This window comes from Streptomyces sp. NPDC002328 (assembly GCF_042890065.1).
In the GTDB taxonomy this organism is placed as follows: Bacteria; Actinomycetota; Actinomycetes; order Streptomycetales; family Streptomycetaceae; genus Streptomyces.
In genome coordinates this window covers 160,955-178,820 of the sequence record NZ_JBIARQ010000018.1, presented here as the reverse complement: position 1 = coordinate 178,820, position 17,866 = coordinate 160,955, and the positions used below count along the sequence as shown (strand labels likewise).

Here is a 17,866-nt window from a genome sequence, read left to right as displayed (position 1 = left end):
CCGAGGCCATCTCCTCAGGTGTCACACCAACTCAACGACACCGACGACAAAGCAGACACGCCACTCACGAGTGAAGATGACCAAGCCCTACTAGGAGGCGGCGGACTCGCGGTACAGGCGAGCCGCGGAGGCCGCCGTGCCGGTGAGCCAGTACACCATGACGTCGGTCAGCATCTGGTCGCGGTCCACCGCGTCCTCGGGCGCGTCGACGGAGTCGGTCCAGTCCTTGAACTTCTCTACGATCCAGGCGAGTTGGTCGACCGGGGAGTCGTGCAGGGCGAAGGCGAGCGTCTGTGGCCGGGTGGACTGGACGGCCGCGTAGCCGAACAGCTCCCGCTGGTAGCGCTCTCCATGCTTCAGACGTGCCTGCTCCTCGTCGGTGAAGGGCGCGGCGTCAGGGGGAGGCGGGGCGCCGATCATGGTGACGTGGACGCCGACGACGTGTTCGGCGTCGATGCGGCCCAGTTCGCGGGTGATGGACGATCCCCAGTCGCTGCCGTGGGCGCCGTAGCGGGTGTAGCCGAGTCGGCTCATCAGCTGTGCCCAGGCGCGGGCGACGCGTTCGACGTTCCAGCCCGTTTCGCGGGTGGGGCCCGAGAAGCCGTAGCCGGGAATGGAGGGGACGACGACGTGGAAGGCCTCGCTCAACGGTTCAATGATGTCGAGGAGTTCGATGAGGGAGCCGGGCCAGCCGTGGGCGGCGATCAGCGGCAGGGCGTCGGGGTTCGCCGAACGGACGTGCAGGAAGTGCACGTTCTGGCCGTCGATCTCGGTGGTGAACTGTGGGAAGAAGTTCAGGCGCTTCTCGTGGACGCGCCAGTCGTAGGAGTGCCGCCAGGAGTGCGCCAGCTCTTTGGCGTAGTCGAGGGGGATGCCGTACTCCCAGCCGACGCCGGGGAGTTCGTCGGGCCAGTGGGTGCGGTCGAGGCGGTCGTGCAGATCATCCAGCTGGGACTGGGGGATGTCGATGCGGAAGGGGGTGATCGCGGTCATGTGGGGGCCTTCCTGGTTCGCGCCGGGCGGTGGAGAGGCCGGAGCTGCGACCGCCCGGCGACGGTGGCGGGTGGTGATGAACAGTCAAGCCAGGGTGACCACAGGCCATGGACGAGCCCATGACCCATGGCAGCCTTCTTCGACGTCGAGATACGCAAGGTCATATGCGGCACGAACGATGGAGAAGGTCAACGCCCGCCACCCGCAAGGTCGTCCGCGTCCACTGAAGGCGGTAGCTGCCGGAGGTGGTCTGGTGCTGGTCGCGAGGGCCGGTACCCGGACGCCGACCGGCCTGTGGCCTTCCGTGATCCTCCCGGTACGGCAGCGACGGGGCACCTCGGCATCACGCGTTCGAACGCGTGCCCTGGTCGGGATCGGGCGCCGCGGCCACTGCTTCATCGGTCTTCTCAGGCAGGTCGAGGCTGTCGCGCAGGTTGACCGGTTTGAGGAGGACGGCGGCGATGACGGCGAGAAGGGCTGCGGCGGCCGCGAGGAGGAAGACGTGTGCCGTCGCGTCACCGTACGCGAGGCGGATGATCTCCTGCACTGCGGGAGAGTTCGAGTCCGCGCCGGACGGCCCGGCGGAGGCAAGACCGCTCGCGGTCCCGTCCTCGACCTGGCGGGCCAGGACGGCGCCGAGGACGGCGACGCCGATCGTGCCGCCGAGGGAGCGGAAGAACGTCACCGTGGAGCTCGCCGCCCCGATGTCCTTCAGCGGCACGGTGTTCTGCACGGCGAGCACGAAGTTCTGCAGAGTCATGCCGACGCCCATCCCGACACACAGCATCGACGCGGCCAGAAAGACCGTGGGGGTCTTGTTGTCGATGACCCCGAGGCCCGCGCAGCCGACGGTGAGCAGTGCGGCACCGGTGATGAGGAACGGCTTGATCTTCCCGCTCTGGCTGATCAGCCGACCGGCGACGATGGAGGCGATCAGGATGCCGGCCATCATCGGAATGGTCAGCAGACCGGCTTCTGTGGGGGTGCGGCCGCGGCTGAGCTGGAAGTACTGGCTGAGGAAGACCGAGGCGCCGAACATGGCCGTACCTACGGCCAGGCTGCCGAGGATGGCCAGGGCGGTGGTGCGCTGCCGCACGATTGCGAGTGGGACGATCGGTTCGGTGGCGTGCTTCTCCACCCACAGGGCGGCGGCGAGCAGGGCCAGCCCGCCGGACAGCATGGCGGCGGTCTGCCACGAGGCCCAGGCGAAGGAGTTGTCGACGAAGGACACCCAGATGAGCAGGACACTGACCCCAGCGGCGATCAGGGTGGCCCCCAAATAGTCGATCTGCACGTTCTCGCGGCGCAGGAGAGGAAGGTTCAGCGTCCGCTGGAGGAGGAAGGACGCGATGGCGGCGAGCGGAATGGCGATGAAGAAGCTCCACCGCCAGCCCAGCCACGAGGTGTCGACGATGACACCGCCGAGGAGCGGCCCACCGATGGTCGATGTCGAGGTGGTGCCGCTGAGGTAAGCGCTGTAACGGCCACGCTCGCGAGGCGGGATCATGGCAGCGATGGCGATCTGGACGAGCGCCTGCACACCTCCCACGCCGACGCCCTGGAGGGCCCGCGCGGCTATCAGCTGACCGCCCGTCTGGCTGATCCCGGACGCCACGGTGCCGAGCACGAAGATGACGACGGATACCTGGAGAAGGGTCTTCTTGCTGAAGAGGTCGGCAAGCTTGCCCCAGATCGGAGTCGTCGCCGTCGTGGTGAGGAGGGTCGCGGTGACGACCCACGTGTACTGGGTCTGTGTCCCGTGCACGTCTTCGATGATCTTCGGTAGCGCGCTGGAGACCACGGTACTACTGAGGGTCGAGACGAAGAGCGCGAGGAGCAGGCCGCTGAGCACCTTCAGTACCTGCCGTTGGGACGTGGGGGACGCTTCCGTGAGAGTCGACTCGTTCACTGTGCTCCTCGACGGGTTTCAGGTCACCGGTTTGCTGTGCATCGCGCTCGACGCGCGCAGGGAGGACATCGCAGTCGCCGGCGCTGGAACGCAGGACGCTCACCTGACGTAAGGGGAGAGGGGTGCGCGCGGGCCAGGACGGGCGTCGGCCTTCGCGCACCCCCGGCAGGCAGGCGTGCGGGGAGTCAGGAGCGCGCGGTCTGTGCGTTCCCGATGAGCGGGCGGTCCAGCGCGTCGGCCGTGCGGCCGAGGAGTTGCAGGTTGCGGGCGCCGAAGTCGACCGTGAGCGGGTGCCCGGAGATGTACCGCGCCGCATGGGAGTTGAGGAACACGACGGGGTCCGCCATCTCCTCCGGCGTGGCCAGACGTTGGTTGAGGCCGGCACGCGACTCAAGCGACGCGCGTCCGCCGGCCATCACGGCGAAGTCCGACGTCAGACCGGTCTCGGTGCTCGTCGGGAGCACGGCGTTCACCCGGATGCCGCGGTTCCCGAGTGCGGTGGCGCTGTGCGCCATGAACAGGTTGAGCACCCGCTTCGAGAGTGGATAAGCGGCCGGCCCGGGCTGGTCGTTGAGACCGAGTCCTTCGATCGCATCGACGATGGCATCCCACCCGGCGACGTGGATCAGCCCTTCGAGTTCCTCCTGGTAGCGCTCCCAGTTGATACCGCCGGTGGAGGTCACATAGACGATGGCGCCGCCGTCGCCCATCCGCGCCTCCAGGTACGCGTCCGAGATGTACTTGTAGGCGCCGAAGTTGATCAGCAGTGTTGTGTTGCAGTCATGATGGAGACCTGAGACCCCGGCCACGCCGAAGAACGCGTCGATGTGCTCGGGGAGCTTCGCGAAAGCCCGGTCGATGTCGTCGCGCAGCGCCAGGTCCGCCTGGATCGCGGAGGCGAGCCCCGGCAGCTCGGTCGGCGCGTAGTCGATGGCGTGGACCTCCGCGCCCAGTTCGACGAGGCGCTTCGCCGTCGCCCTGCCGATCCCGGAGGCGGTGCCGGTCACGACAGCCGTCTTGCCGGCGTACTGAAGGTAGTCGCTCATGTGTCCGATTCCTCTCGCCCGCGCCCGATGGCGGGCGCGGGCCTGCCGAGTCTGTGGGAGTGGTGCGTCAGGAAAGCGGGAGCGAGAGCGCGGACCCGATGGTCTTGGTCTCGGTGTAGATCTCGAAGCCCTCGCGGCCGCCCTCGCGGCCGATGCCGCTGGCCTTGTAACCGCCGAAGGGGGCGTCCCCGCCGGAGAACGAGCCACCGTTGATCATGAAAGTGCCGGCTCGGACGGCGCGTGCGATGCGCAGAGCGCGCTCCGTCGAGCCCGAGGCCACGTATCCGGCGAGGCCGTAAAGGCTGGCGTTGGCCAGCCGGATCGCCTCTTCGTCGGTGTCGAACGGGGTCACGGTGAGCACCGGTCCGAAGATCTCCTCCTGCGCGATGGTGGAGTCGTTGTCGACGTCGACGAAGAGTGTCGGCTCCACCCAGAAGCCCGCGCGGTCGGGGACGCCGCCGCCGACCGCGAGCCTCGCGCCCTCTTCCCGGCCGATGCGGATGTAGTCGGCGACGCGGTCGCGCTGCCGGGCCGAGACGATCGGGCCGGCCAGCGTGCCCTGATCCTGAGGGTCACCCCAGGACACCTGCTGGAACGCCTGCGTAAGGCCGGCGACGACCTGGTCGTAAACCTTGCGGTGCACGAGCAGCCGGGTCGGCAGCGCGCACCCCTGGCCCGAGTGGGCGAGCGCGCCGAGCGCCTGCGGGATGGCCTGCGTGAGGTCCGCGTCGTCGAGGATGATCGACGCACTCTTGCCGCCGAGCTCCAGCATCGTGCGCTTGAAGGTGGGGGCGGCGAGTTCGAGGATGCGCTGCCCCGTGGCCGTGGAGCCGGTGAACGACACCATGTCGACGCGCGGGTCGGTCAGGAGGAGTTCGGCCGTGTCAAGGTTGCTGGTCGGCACCACGTTGACCACGCCGGCCGGGATGTCGGTGCGCTCGGCGATGAGCCGGCCGATGCGAGTGGCGTTCCACGGTGTCTCGGGTGCGGGCTTCGCGACGACCGTGTTGCCGGTGGCGAGAGCGCCGGCGAGCTTGACGAGCAGCAACCCGAAGGGGAAGTTCCAGGGGGTGATGGCGGCGACGACGCCGATGGGCTCCTTGACCACCCACCTCTCGCCGGGCTCGTTGGTGAATCGGTTGGCGACGTCGTCGAGTCGGCGCACCCACTCGAACCGGTCGATGTGGTCGATGTGCCATTGGAACTTGTTCAGAGGCTCCTCCAGCTGAGCGCCATAGGTGAGCATGCGCGGAGCTCCGACCTCTGCGATGAGTTCCTCGCGCAGCTCGTCCTTCTCCTCGACCAGCGCGTCGAGGAGCTGCGTCAGGGCGCGCTTGCGGAACTGCCGGTCGACGGCCCAGTCCGTCTCGTCGAACGCGCGCCGGGCCGCGGCGATCGCGTCGAGCATGTCCTCCCGGCCGGCGTCGGCGACCTTGCCCAGAACGGTGCCGTCCGCCGGGTTGAGAACCTCGAACGTGGCGCTGCCCGCGGCGCTACGGAGCTCTCCGTCGATCAGCAGGCGCTCCTCGTGCGGAGACGCTGCCGACGGCGGACCTGATGGAGTGGTGGACATCGTCTATCTCCTCATGTGGGGGGCTGAAGTTGTCGAGGTGCGGCACGGGGCGGCTCGGGAGGCTGAGAACGGCCGGACGCCGTTGGGCGGTGCGTGCGCGAGGGATCGGAGTCGCGCCCGGCGTATGTGTGCCTGATCAGGCACGAAGCGTCCCCCGGCCGCCGCGTTCTCATGGGTCGGAGGTCAGGACTTCACTGCGGGGACGGTGGTGCGCACGCTGTCGTGCCACGCCGCGCCGGTCGCGATCGCCTGACGCCACTGGCGGATCGCCTTGGGCGGCATGCCGACGGCGAGGGCGCCGGTGACACGGTCGCCGGTGCGGTACGCGGCGACGAACCGGATATCCGCCAAGTCCCCTTCCATCACGGCGACTTCGTCATGGCCGCGGAGGTAACCGTACGCCTGGATCTTCATGTCGTACTGGTCGGACCAGAAGTAGGGCACCGGCGCGAACGGCTTGCGCGCCTGCGGGGCGGCGAGCAGGTTGCGGGCGGCGGCCATGCCCTGTTCGGCGGCGGTGGTGCGGTGCTCGATGCGCATCGAGGTGCCGAACAGCGGGTTGTACCAGCGGGCGACGTCACCGGCCGCGTACACGTTCGGGGCGGCATTGCAGTACTCGTCGCACACCACGCCGTCCCCAATGGTCAGGCCGCTGCCCGCGAGCCACTCGGTGTTGGGCAGGGAGCCGACGGCGACCAGCACCTCGTCGGCCTCGATCTGCGCGCCGTCCGCGAGCCGCACGCCGTCCTCGGTCACCTCGGTGACGATGACCCCGCAGCGCAGTTTCACGCCCCGCTCCAGATGGGCGTTCGCCAGGATCTCGCCGACCTCCCGGCCGACGGCGTGGGCCAGTGGCACCGGGGCGGGTTCGAGGAGCGTGACCTCGCAGCCGAGTCGCCAGGCGACGGCGGCGGCCTCCGCGCCGAGGAAACCGGCGCCCACGACGACCAGCCGTCGGCCCGGGGTGAGCCGCTCCCGCAGGGCCAGCGCGTCGTCGAGGGTGCGCAGGACGTGCGCGCCCTCGCCGGGCAACCGACGCGGCCGGACCCCCGTGGCGATGACCAGCCCGTCGTACGGGAGGGCGGATCCGTCGGCCAACTCGACGGTTCGGTCGGCCGGTTCGAGGGCGGTGGCCGCCACGCCGAGCCGCAGGTCGAGGTCGAGCGCGGCCAGCGCGTCGGGGGTGCGCAGCGCCAGCCGCTCGGGCTCCCACTCCGCGGCCAGGATCTGCTTCGACAGGGGCGGGCGGTCGTACGGGGCGAGCGGTTCGTCGCCGACCAGGGTGAGCGTGCCGTCGTAGCCCTCCCGGCGGAAGGTCTCGGCCGCCGCGAGTCCGGCGGCCGAGGCACCGACGACGACGATCCGCCTCACTGCTCGACCAGCCGGATGGCGGCGGCCGGGCAGACCGCGATGGCCTCCTTGACGTCGTCGAGTCGGTCGTCGCCGACCTGCTCCTCCAGGAGGATCGCGATGCCGTCGTCGTCCTGGTCGAAGACGTCCATCGCGGCGAGCACGCACTGCCCGGAGGCGACGCACTTGTCGGCTTCCAGCTCCACCTTCATGGGATTCCCCTTACTTGCTTCGCTCGTGGTTCTTGCTTGTTCGCGGGACGGGGAGCTGTCACCAGGAGACGGGCAGTTCGTGCACGCCGTAGATGAACGCGTCGTTCTTGAACCGGACGTCCTCCAGCGCGCAGGCCAGCTTCAGCGTGGGAATGCGCTTGTAGAGGGTGCCGTACACGACCTGGAGTTCCATCCGGGCCAGCGGCTGGCCCAGGCACTGGTGGACGCCGAAGCCGAAGGCGACGTGGCGGCGGGCGTCGCGGGTGAGGTCGAGGCGGTCCGGGTCGGGGAACACCTCGGCGTCGCGGTTGGCAATCTCGTTGACCATGATCACGCCCTCGCCGGCCTTGACGACCTGACCGGCGATCTCGATGTCCTCGGTCACCGCGCGGCGCCGGCCCAGGTGGGTGATGTGCAGGTAGCGCAGCAGTTCCTCGACCGCGCCCGCGACGAACTTCGGGTCGTCGCTCTCGCGCAACAGAGCGAGCTGGTCGGGGTTCTGGAGGAGGGCGAGGGTACCGAGGGCGATCATGTTCGCGGTGGTCTCGTGGCCCGCGATCAGCAGGAGCAGGGCCATCTCCGTGGCCTGTTGGTGGTCGATCTCCCCGGCCGTGACGCGCCCCGCGATGCTGGAGAGCAGGTCGTCCTTCGGCTCGGCGAGCCGCTTGGCGATCTGACCGGCCAGGTATCCGGCCATCTCCCGCGTCGCTACACCGCGCTGCTCGGGGGTCGCGGTCGTGCGGACCATCGTCTTGGTGTTCTCCTGGAACAGCGCGTGGTCGTCGTAGGGCACGCCGAGCAGTTCGCAGATCACCAGGGAGGGGATCGGCAGGGCGAACTCCTCCACGAGGTCCACCGGGCCCGGCCGGCTCAGCATCGCGTCGATCAGGTCGTCGACGATCCTCTGCACGGCGGGCCGCAGGGCCTCCACTTTCTTCAGGGCGAACGGGGCCGTCACCATCCGGCGCAGCCGGGCGTGTTCGGGGTCGTCCATCATGATGAAGCTGAGCTTGCCCTCGCCGCCCTCGGGACTGGCCTTGGTCGGGTAGCCGGGGCTGTCGGTGTCGGCGCTGACCCGGGGATCGCCAAGGATGGCGCGCTGGTCGGCGTACCGGGTCACGAGCCACGGTTCACTGCCGTCCCACAGCCGCACCTTCGCCAGCGGCGTCTTCTCCTGGAGGTCCTTCAGGGCGGGCGGCGGGTCGAAGGGGCAGCGGGCCTCCCGGGGCATCGGGAACTCGGGAGGCGAGTCCGGTGCCTCGGGAACGGGTCCTGCCAGGGTGTCGGCCATGGTTCTCCTCGGTGGTGGGGGCTCCGCTCGACGAGTGGGAGCGCCGGGGTGAAGTGGTCGAGGCCTCGATGAGCACATGCAAACAGAGCGGGCTGACGGCTTCCGATCAGTTCCCTGACAGAGAGCTGACGTGATCCAGATCACATCTGCGTCGAAGTGTCTAAATGCCCTGCTGTGTAGAGGAGTTGTAAGCGCAGGCACCGTTTGGTGCGGCAGGTCAGTGCTCGGCGTCGGCGTGCCCGAGCCAGTAGCCGAACCCTCGGCGTGTGTGAATCAGGCCGGGCGCGTCATGGTCGACCTTGCGCCGCAGCCGGGAGACGAGTTGCTCGATGGAGTTGTCGCCGCGGTGGTCGCCCCAGACGTGCTGTCCGATCTGCTCCTTGGAGAGCACCCTGTGCGCGTTGACCAGCAGATGGCGCAGCAGCCGGTACTCGGCCGGCGTCAGGTCCAGAGTGCGGGTGCCGCGGCGCGCCTCGCACAGGGTGTCGTCCAGGACCAGGTCGCGGTAGCTGAGCTCGCCGTCCCGCGGATGCCCAGGGCGCGCATCCCGCAGCAGGACCTGCACCCGGGCCAGCACCTCGGCCACCCGGAAGGGCTTGGTGACGTAGTCCCGCTCCCCCGGGCCCAGTTCGGGCACGAGGTCGCTCAGGGATTCGTACTCCGTCAGTATGAGCACCGGGGGGCGGTGGGCCACGACGGGCCGTTCCCGGGCCAGGCTCACCATGTCCGGCAGCGCCGCGTCGACGACCATCAGGTCGAACCGCTGTTCCTCGAGCCGCTCAAGAGCCTCACCACCGGTCCCGGCCAGGGCGGTGCGGTATCCCGCCAACTCCAGGGTGGTGGAGAGGAGTTCGGCGACGCCCGGCTCATGGACGACGAGCAGGAGGTGTTGACCGGCTCCCCGGGCGAGTGCCGGTTTCACTCGGGCGCCACTGCCGTGCATACGCTCCACCCTACCGTTCCGCTTGCCTGACTCAACTAATTCCCGCGAGGGTTCGGGTTCAGGTTCAGGGCGTCGGCGTGACCGGTGCCAGCCGTATGCCGACGACGGAGTCCATCAGTCGGGTGGCGGTACGATCGGCCTGTGCCCGGGCCCTGACGGGTGCCGGCATTCACGCCGACTTCGCGCGGTGGGGTACGCAGTTGCGGGCTCTGACTCCGGAGCGGTTATGAGATCGACGTCGAACGTCGTCGACAGAGCGCAAACGCCACCATCGCCAGCACGCTGGTCATCACTGAGCGGCCGGTCAGCAAACGCATCGGCAACGTCTTCCTGAAGCGCGTTGGGGTGGGGGCCGCGGCAGGGCTGCTGGGGGCAAGGGATTCGATCCAGTGGGTGGTCGCGGCCGAGTAGGCATCGCGGCCCTCGGACGGACCGTACGTGTCGACGTACACTCCGGATGCGTGAGCCCGCTCCCGCAGCTCGCTGTTGAACTGCTGCTCCTTCTCCCGCAGGTAGCTCATGTCGCCGGGCGCGAAGGGCAGGACGCCTCCGCAGCCGGCGCCGTCGGCGGGCAGGATCGCCGGATAGCCGACGTAGACACGGGCGTGGGGCGCGAGCGGGCGGCCCCGCCGGCACGGCGGCGTCCTCACTTTTGCCAAGCCCGACAGCCGGCACCAGCCCGACGTCACCACCGGCAGGGACACCACCCGCTACGGCAAGGCTGAGACGATGGCCTGGGACCGGATGCACCCCAGGCTCACCCACCGCGGCCCATGGCTGAACCATGCCGAGGAGGAACTGCCCGTCCTGCACGGCACGTTGGTACGGCTGCAGGTCAAGCGCCTGCCGGGCGACCGCGCCCCGAAACCTGTCTGGTTGTGGTGCTCAGCCACCGCTGCGACACCGGTGGACGTGGACCGCTGGTGGCAGTCCTTCCTCCGCAGATTCGATCTTGAGCACACCTTCAGGCTCCTGAAGCAGACGCTCGGCTGGACGGCCCCGAAGGTCCGCAACGCCGACAGCGCCGATCATCTGTGGACCTGGCTCATCATCGCCGCCCACGCCCAGCTCCGCCTCGCCGCCCCCTCACCGAGGACCTGCGCCGTCCCTGGGAGCGACCCGCCGAGCCCCGCCGCCTCACGCCCGCCCGCGTCCGCCGGGGGTTTCGCAACGTCCACCCGACGGCGGCGAGGCTGTCGCACGGCTCCTGCCCGGTGAAGGTCAAGAGCGATTCGTTGTTCGGTTCCGAGGACCAGGAGGGCGTCTGAATCTTGGGTTGTGGGGCGAAACTTCTTGTCGTGCGACCGGGAACGTGATCTTGAGATGCCGCGGGATGTGAGGGACTGGCTGCCGCCGGAGCACCTGTGTTGGAAGGTGCTCGACGTTGTCGAGCTACTTGACCTATCGCGTTCGAGAACAGCTATCGTGACGACGGGCGGGGCGGGGTGGCCTACTCTCCCGCGAGCCTGATTGCATTGCTCCTGTACTGCTACAGCAAAGGAGTACGTTCCTCCCGCCGCATCGAGCAGGCTTGCTGGGACGACGTGGGCTGCCGAATCATCACCGCGAACCGCCGAGTGGACCACTCCACCATCGCGCGGTTCGTACGATGGACGGCTCACCGATGGAGGCGAACGCCTCACGCGACGCCAACCGGCGGCTCCAGCGCCTGGAGGAGACCATCTCCCAGTGCGAGAAAGAGATCCACGCGCTGATGGAGGACGTAGTCGACCACGCGCTGAGCGTCGAGGCTGATGGCTCGGCAGCGCAGGGCGATGGCGAGGACGCGTGCGACAACTGGCCTCGCCTGTCCCGGCTGTGCGACCGGCTCACCCGGGCCACTTGGCCAGGGACAGACTGCATGAACGGGCTATGCCTTCACCCACCGAGATCCGGATCAAGGTCGAAGCCGCCGAGCGGATGGTGGCCCGCACGGAGAAGCGCCTGGCCGCCGAGACCGAGGCTCACCAGGAGAAACTGAAGAAGTACGAACTCCGCGTCCGAGAGGACCGCGCGGCGGGACGTCGCGGAGCGAACGGACGGCCGCCTGTCCCCATGGAGCACAAGACCGTCCTCGTTCGCCAGCGAACGCGACTGGTGAAGATGCGGGCCTGGCTGGGTCGGGCCCGCACACCCCGGCCGGTCCCCTCCCCGGAGTCCCGTGCCTGCCTGAGCGATCCCGACTCCCGGCTGATTCCAGGCGAACGGGGCGGCTACCTGCAGGGATACAACATCCAGATTGTGTGCGCCCGCCGTCAATTCTTGCTGGCCATCGAAGCGCACGACAATCCCTCGGACAGGACGGCCCTCGTTCCGATGGTGAAGAAGACCCAGCACAATCACCAGGCCGCACGGCTCCCCAGCGACATCCAACTCTGGCTCGCCGACAGCGGATACGCTTCCGCCGCGTCCTTCGAAGCCCTCGCCGACCTCCCGCTACTGGTCTCGGTCACCAGCGATGCCGACCAGGCAGGCTTTCCCACGAAACGTCAGCAGGCCCCTGCCGGCCAACAGGACATGGCGGCCCGCCTCGCCACCCCGACAGGACGGGCCCAGTACCGTCAACGCAGTGCCCTGGTCGAGCCGGGATTCGCCCAGATCTTCCAACGCTTCGGACGACACCTCAACTACCGAGGCCGCCAGGCGGTGGACGCCGAGGTCAAGCTCCTCGGCACGGTGTACAACATCAACAAGATCATCAGTCACGCGCCCAAGGAGCACTCTTGACCTTCACCGGGCAGGAGCCGTGCGACAGCCTCCAGCCCGTCCGGCGGCCGCACCGAAACCGTCCAAGCCGGGCCCGGGACGGTCTCCCGGCTCGAAGAACAAGCACCGGGCCAGCGCCACGACGTCGGTAGAACGGTCAAACGCGCCGAGTCGATCAAAGAACACCAAGCCCGCCGAGGACAAACGCCCAGCTGAGGTGATCGTGCAGGTGACGCTGTAATCGCACCGGCTGAGCATGATGCTGGTGTCGTCCAGGAAGCCCTGGCCGGCGAGGAGGAAGGTGAGCGACTGCAGCGAGCGCTCCGAAGCCGGAGGCGGCGGACCCACAGGACGGGCAAGCGGGTGGGCACCGCACATTTCGGGTGCAGCACCGAGATGCCGGTGATCGTGGGCACTGCGGCGGGGGATGTCCGTGCCGCAATGCGGCTGAGCGGTCGCAGTCACTGCCGAGGTGCCTCTCGGGGTTAAGACATACCGCCGAAATGGCGATCTGGGAGTCTGGTCGGAACAAGCGAGCTGTGTTCCGCATGCCAGGACGATGTCTTGCATTGACGCAAGGGCTCTGGGCCGCCATAGTGCTGCGAACACTCCTCCAGATCTCGTTCGGCTCCTGCCCGGTCCGGAAGGACCCCGAAGCTGAAGCCGGAGTGCCGTATTGGGGAGAACAGGATGAAGACCGATGCCACCTCCAGCCTTTGTGGAGACTTCATGCTGGCTGTGTACCTGGACGAGCAAGGCCGTGTTCCCGGCTATCGCACCGGCCTCGGCTTCGGCCTGAGCGGCGCGATGCTGATGGAACTCGCTCTGGGTGGCTTCATCGACGTCCTGGACGGGCGTATTGTCGCCGTCCACGGTGCGCAGCCGCGTGACCGGGTGCTCGGCGAGGTGCTCGTGCGGATCCGGTCGTCTCGCAAACTGCGTACGGCGTCGGAGTGGGTCAGGGTATTGAGCATCGGGGCGCACAAGCGGCTGGCGGATGGCTTGATCGCTGAGTGTGTCCTCGTTCGCACGCGGGGACGGTTGCCGTTGCCGGCCTGGTGGGCGCGTCGCTACGACGTCCTGGTTGGAGGGATGCGGGATGCCGTGGTCCGGTCCCTTGGCGATACGGCTGATTCCTCCGATCGCTTGATCGCGCTGGCCGCGCTGGCGAGTGCGTGCGGGGCCGCGCCGGACGGCCGGGAGTGGAACGAGTACGAGGCGATGCTGCGGTCCACGAACCCGGTCTGTGCCCAGATCCTGACCGTGGTCGCCGACTCTGTGTGGCTCGGAACGCTCACTTCCTGGACCTGAACCCGCCGCCTGGTCCGCGTCGCGTTTCCGCGGCGGGAATCGGTGTTCCCCTGGTCAGTGCGGTCGGCGGACCTCGCGGAAGTCGGACTTGCGGATCCTTGCGTGGACGCCTTTCACGTCGTCGACGACCTGGGAGACCGCGAAGTCGCCTGCCGCGCTGAGGTACGCCATCGCCAGATGGCGTTCGATGCCGTAGTCGGTCACGAGCAGGTCGAGCGCGCAGCGCACGCAGTCGCGCATCGCCTCGTTCAGATCCCTGTCCAGGCCGATGGGCACCAGGTAGTCGTCCGTCTCGGCGAACGGTGCGACGCGCCCGTGGCCGGGCCGTCGGGCGGCGCCGCCCGGCACCACATCCAGCTTCACGGTGGCGCGCAACGATGCCTCGAATGCGGTCAGCGCGACCTCGCCGTCGCCCTGAGCGAAGTGGGGGTCCCCGAAGTAGACCAGCGCGTCGTCGACCTGCACCGGGAGGAACAGCGTGGCGCCTTCGCCGAGCAGGGAGATGTCGATGTTGCCCCCGTGGCGCCCCGGCGGCACCGAGTGCGGTCGCTCGTCCCCGGGCACCGCCACGCCCATCACGCCGAGGAAAGGCCGCAGCGGGAAGCGCAGTGAGCCGCGCGAGGGGTCGGTCGGATCCACCGCCATCCGGCCCCATGCGCCGTGGCGGTCCGCGTGTGCCGTGGCGAAGGTGAAGACGGGACCGGGCGTCGACGGCATCTCGCCGGGGAGTGCGCCGAAGCCGTGGCGGGCGGAGACCATGCCGTACGGAACCCGTGGGGTGAGGTTGAGGACGGTCACCGCGAGCAGATCGCCGGGCCGGGCGCCGGCCACGGCGATCGGTCCGGTGACGAGGTGCGGTCCGTCATCGTCGAAGTCGTGCGGCATTCCGGAGTCCGCCACCTGCTGGGCGTCGTCGAGCACCTGGCTGCCGCCGACGCCGTAACGGCCGAAGAACTCGACGGGGTTGCGGCCCTGGTCCTCGAGCACTCCCTCGTGGCTGATCGTGTCGACCGTGACGACGGAGCCCGGTTGAACGACGGCGCACGGTGGGTCCGCCTCGCACGGAAGGCGGCCCCACAGGGTGTTCCCCGGCGTGGCCGGGACGTAGGTCGTCGACGCGATTGCTCCGTGGCCGGGCTGAAGGATCGGGAAGCCGGTGGTGGCGACGTCGAGGAGGGGCGAGTCGATCGCGGTCATGGCCCACCTTTCAGGGAGTGGAAGGGCTGGCCCGACGCTATGAACGTCCCGTTGCACCGGTGTTTCCGGTGGGGGTCCGCGCCGTAAAGCTGTCTCGTATGGCAACATGGCATCTCGCATATGTGCTGCAGAGGAGGCATGGATGGATGTCGGCGACGCTGTTCTCATCGGCGGATTCGTCAACTCCATAGCCGGCGGCGGGTCACTGCTCCTCTTCCCCGCGCTGGTCGCCGGCGGGCTGGGTACGGTGGCCGCCAACGTCACCAACTCCGTGGCGCTCTGGCCGGGCTACCTGGGCAATGTCGCGGCGCTGAGGGGGTCTTCCCGCCCGTCTTCCGTGACGTCGCTGGCGGTCGTGTCGGCAGTGGGTGCCGCCGCCGGATGCGCGCTGCTGCTCACTCCGTCGCGAATCTTCTCGGTCGCGGTGCCGTTCCTCGTCCTCGGCGCCAGTGCCCTCCTCGCCTTCCAGCCCCGGTTGCGGGCACTGCTCGGCGCCGACGAAGGTGACCATCGCGTCAAGCTCTACGCCAGCACGCTCGCCCGCGCGGTCTACGGCGGTTACTTCGGAGGTGGGCTGGGAGTCATCCTGATGGCGCTGCTCGGCCTGACGCTGTCCGCTTCGCTGGCCGAAGTGAGCGTACTCAAGGGGACGTTGCAGCTGGTCGTGGCCACCGTGTCGCTCGTCGTCTTCGCGTTGTTCGGCCCCGTGCACTGGGTGATCGCGCTCGTGGTCGCGCCGGCGTCCCTTATCGGCGGCGTGCTCGGCGGCCGGCTGGCGACGAGGCTGAGCGAGCCGGTGCTGCGTGCCGCCGTGGTCGGCTTCGGCGTACTGGCCGGCGTCTGGCTGAGCATCCGCGCCTTCGGCTGACCGTTTCCGGAGGCGGAAGGCCGGGCCGCGCCGGCCCGGCCACGGGCGCGGCTCCGACGGCGAACGTCGTGTCCGCTGTCGGAGCCGTGCGGCAGCCCGCGGGTGCCGGGCCGTCGGTCCCCGACCGCGGTCCGTCGGCGAGGACGGCTCAGATGTCCAGGACCAGTCGGTCGCCCTGACACCGGCCGACACAGATCATCATCGTGCGCCCGGCAAGACGTTCCTCGTCGCTGAGTACGGAGTCCCGGTGCTCCGGTGCCCCGGCGAGCACACGGGTCTCGCAGGCGCCGCAGTACCCCTTCTCGCAGTCGTAGGACAGGCCGCTCACGGCACCGCGCAGGACCTCGATGAGGCGGCGGTCGGCAGGCACGGCGAGCGTGACCCCCGTGCGGGCGAGCTGGACGGTGAAGGCCCGGTTCTCCGCGGCGTCGAAGGCCGTCTCGAGGTCGTCGCCGGCTGTGAAGCGTTCCAGGTGCAGCCGGTCGGTGAGGTCCAGGCGGGCGCACTCACGCTCGACGGCCGCCAGCATCGGCGCCGGCCCGCACGCGTAGACGGCGGTGTTCGCGTCCAGGTCGCCCAGCAGCCGGGGAAGGTCGGGCAGCCCGGCCTCGTCCTGCGGGAGGAGGGTGAGCGCGTCGCCGGCGACGGCGGAGAGCTCGTCGGCGAACGCCATCGTCGAGCGGGTGCGGCCTCCGTACACGACGGCGAAGGGCGTGCCGCGCCCAGCGGCCGCACGGACCATGGCGAGGACGGGTGTGACGCCGATACCGCCGGCGACGAACAGGTAGGAAGCCGCCGGCACGAGCGGGAAGTGGTTGCGCGGCCCGCGTACCTCGAAGGTGGCTCCCGGGCGGGCCAGCTCGTGCAGTTCGGCCGACCCGCCCCGCCCCAGGGGCTCGCGCAGGACGCCGATGCGCCACGTCGTGGCGTCGGCGGGGTCACCGCACAGGGAGTACTGACGCAGCCTGCCCGAGGGCAGCCGCACCTCGACGTGCGCGCCGGGCTGCCACGGGGGGAGTTCGGCTCCGTCCGGCAGGCCGAGGTCGACGGCGACGACACCCTCGGCTACGGCGCGTACCGCGGTCACCCGCAGCGGGGTGGGCGTGCGCAGCGCGCGGGCCGTTCCCGCCGCCGCGGTCGCCCGGGGACCGGGTGTGAAGACCGCCGGGACCGCGTCCCAGCCGGACTGGTTGCCGCGCGTCGGGTAGGCGACGAGCCCCTCCTCGATCACCCGGTAGTCGGGCAATCGGGTCAGCACCTGCGTCATCATCGCGCGGAACATGGCTCGGGCGAGGTGCGCGCCGGCGCAGCGGTGCGACCCGATCCCGAAGCTGAGATGCCGGCTGGCGTCGCGGTCCAGCCGCACCTGTTCGGGGTCGGGGAACACGGCGGTGTCGTGGTTCGCGGCGACCCACGGGATCAGCACCCGGTCGCCCGCGTGCATCGGGCAGCCGCCGACCTCGACGTCCTGGGTGACGGTGCGGGCCATCGACTGTGAGGGGGCGAACGCGCGGAGGAACTCCTCGGTCGCGGTGTCCAGCAGATCCAGGGAGTCGATCAGCCTCTGCCGCTGTTCCGGGTGGCGGGCGAGGTGGACGAGCGTGGATCCGGTCAGGGAGGTGGTGGTGTCGACGCCTCCGGCGATGAGCAGGCCGATCACCGACACCAGCTCGTCCTCGCCGAACTCGCTGCCGTCGGCACGCCGGCCGGCCACCAGTGTGCTGACCGCGTCGGTCCGCGGCGCCGAGCGGCGCTCGGCGATCAGCTCGCGGATGCGCTGGTCCATGTACGCCAGCCCGGCGGCCCCGCGCACCGCTCGCTCGCTGCCGGCCGGGGCGGCGAAGATGTCGTGGATCGGCCCGGCCAGCTTCGCCCAGTCCTCCTCGGGGAAACCGAGCCAGTCCAAGGTCACCGCGGCCGGCAGCGGGTTGGTGAGGTCGCGCACGAGGTCGCAGGAGCCGAGCTCGATGAAGTCGTCCACGACGCGGGCGGCATGGCGCTCGATCATGGGTACCAGGTGCTCGACCGCCTCCGGGGTCAGCAGCGGGTTGATCAGTTGCCGGTACTCGGTCGAACGCGGCGGGTCGAGCTCGATCGGATACTGATCGAGCCCCGGTCCCTTGGGGATGACGATGCCGACCCCCGGGCCGCCGTGGTCGCTGCGGGCCGAGGAGAACGTCTCGTCGTCGCGGGCGATGCGGGCCACGTCGGCATACCGCGTCGTGTAGGTGAAGCCGCCGTAGGCGGCGGACCGGCCTACCGGGCAGGACTCGCGAAAGCGCGCGTAGTAGGCGACCGGATCGGCGTTGGCCTCATCGGAGTGGTGATCGAAGTCGATGTCGGCGGACATGGTGGGCACGCTCCACGTGCTCGGCCTTCTGCGCGGTGTTGTCCGGCCGCGCCACCGGATGTCTGGTGCCTCATCGGCGTCGCCACCCTAAGGTGCTGCCTCGGGGTGCGACAACGA

13 protein-coding genes and 3 pseudogenes are annotated in these 17,866 nt (G+C 69.4%); 5 read left to right on the top strand and 11 right to left on the bottom strand.

The features are described from left to right. Positions 1 to 99: 99 nt before the first annotated feature. The 9 genes and pseudogenes from ACFYX4_RS33395 to ACFYX4_RS33355 form a co-directional block, all read right to left on the bottom strand. Positions 100 to 993: pseudogene (locus tag ACFYX4_RS33395) on the bottom strand (epoxide hydrolase family protein); the annotation flags it as partial. A gap of 343 nt (positions 994 to 1,336) precedes the next feature. After that, complete coding sequence (locus ACFYX4_RS33390; protein WP_389341300.1) at positions 1,337 to 2,902, bottom strand: MFS transporter; 1,566 nt, start codon at positions 2,900 to 2,902, stop codon at positions 1,337 to 1,339. 185 nt (positions 2,903 to 3,087) lie between these two features. Continuing rightward, entirely contained in the window at positions 3,088 to 3,948 is an 861-nt protein-coding gene (locus ACFYX4_RS33385; protein WP_389341297.1) for an SDR family oxidoreductase, read from the bottom strand. 67 nt (positions 3,949 to 4,015) lie between these two features. Next, complete coding sequence (locus ACFYX4_RS33380; protein WP_389341294.1) at positions 4,016 to 5,521, bottom strand: aldehyde dehydrogenase family protein; 1,506 nt, start codon at positions 5,519 to 5,521, stop codon at positions 4,016 to 4,018. 183 nt (positions 5,522 to 5,704) lie between these two features. Further along, positions 5,705 to 6,892, bottom strand: coding sequence for an NAD(P)/FAD-dependent oxidoreductase (locus tag ACFYX4_RS33375; RefSeq protein WP_389341291.1), 1,188 nt, complete (start codon positions 6,890 to 6,892; stop codon positions 5,705 to 5,707). After that, positions 6,889 to 7,083 carry a ferredoxin gene (locus ACFYX4_RS33370; RefSeq protein WP_328370297.1) on the bottom strand — a complete coding sequence of 65 codons (195 nt, stop codon included), beginning with the start codon at positions 7,081 to 7,083 and terminating at the stop codon, positions 6,889 to 6,891. The genes ACFYX4_RS33375 and ACFYX4_RS33370 overlap by 4 nt, the downstream gene beginning before the upstream one ends. Positions 7,084 to 7,141: 58 nt before the next feature. Then, a complete protein-coding gene (locus ACFYX4_RS33365; RefSeq protein WP_389341287.1) occupies positions 7,142 to 8,374 on the bottom strand; it encodes a cytochrome P450 in 1,233 nt (410 codons plus the stop codon). 217 nt (positions 8,375 to 8,591) lie between these two features. Further along, complete coding sequence (locus tag ACFYX4_RS33360; RefSeq protein WP_389341283.1) at positions 8,592 to 9,317, bottom strand: response regulator transcription factor; 726 nt, start codon at positions 9,315 to 9,317, stop codon at positions 8,592 to 8,594. A gap of 224 nt (positions 9,318 to 9,541) precedes the next feature. Beyond that, the gene (locus tag ACFYX4_RS33355) at positions 9,542 to 10,021 is read right to left on the bottom strand and encodes a hypothetical protein (RefSeq protein WP_389341280.1); all 480 of its coding nucleotides are present in this window, start codon (positions 10,019 to 10,021) and stop codon (positions 9,542 to 9,544) included. Between ACFYX4_RS33355 and ACFYX4_RS33350 the strand changes: the two are divergent. From ACFYX4_RS33350 to ACFYX4_RS33335, 4 genes and pseudogenes are all read left to right on the top strand, one after another. Beyond that, positions 9,933 to 10,510, top strand: a pseudogene (locus tag ACFYX4_RS33350) (transposase); the annotation flags it as partial. The gene ACFYX4_RS33355 and the pseudogene ACFYX4_RS33350 overlap by 89 nt on opposite strands. Before the next feature lie 252 nt (positions 10,511 to 10,762). Then, positions 10,763 to 10,921 (top strand): annotated as a pseudogene (locus ACFYX4_RS33345) (transposase); the annotation flags it as partial. A gap of 238 nt (positions 10,922 to 11,159) precedes the next feature. Beyond that, a complete protein-coding gene (locus ACFYX4_RS33340) occupies positions 11,160 to 12,044 on the top strand; it encodes a transposase (protein ID WP_389341277.1) in 885 nt (294 codons plus the stop codon). A gap of 669 nt (positions 12,045 to 12,713) precedes the next feature. Continuing rightward, complete coding sequence (locus ACFYX4_RS33335; protein ID WP_389341274.1) at positions 12,714 to 13,334, top strand: GPP34 family phosphoprotein; 621 nt, start codon at positions 12,714 to 12,716, stop codon at positions 13,332 to 13,334. A 54-nt stretch (positions 13,335 to 13,388) separates the two neighbouring features. On the opposite strand, the gene ACFYX4_RS33330 is transcribed toward ACFYX4_RS33335, so the two are convergent. Next, entirely contained in the window at positions 13,389 to 14,531 is a 1,143-nt protein-coding gene (locus ACFYX4_RS33330) for an acetamidase/formamidase family protein (protein WP_389341271.1), read from the bottom strand. A gap of 142 nt (positions 14,532 to 14,673) precedes the next feature. Between ACFYX4_RS33330 and ACFYX4_RS33325 the strand changes: the two genes are divergently transcribed. Continuing rightward, the gene (locus ACFYX4_RS33325) at positions 14,674 to 15,399 is read left to right on the top strand and encodes a sulfite exporter TauE/SafE family protein (protein ID WP_389341268.1); all 726 of its coding nucleotides are present in this window, start codon (positions 14,674 to 14,676) and stop codon (positions 15,397 to 15,399) included. Between the two features lie 148 nt (positions 15,400 to 15,547). Here the strand turns inward: ACFYX4_RS33325 and ACFYX4_RS33320 are convergent, their stop codons facing one another. Continuing rightward, entirely contained in the window at positions 15,548 to 17,749 is a 2,202-nt protein-coding gene (locus tag ACFYX4_RS33320; protein ID WP_389341265.1) for a cytochrome P450, read from the bottom strand. Positions 17,750 to 17,866: the final 117 nt, after the last annotated feature.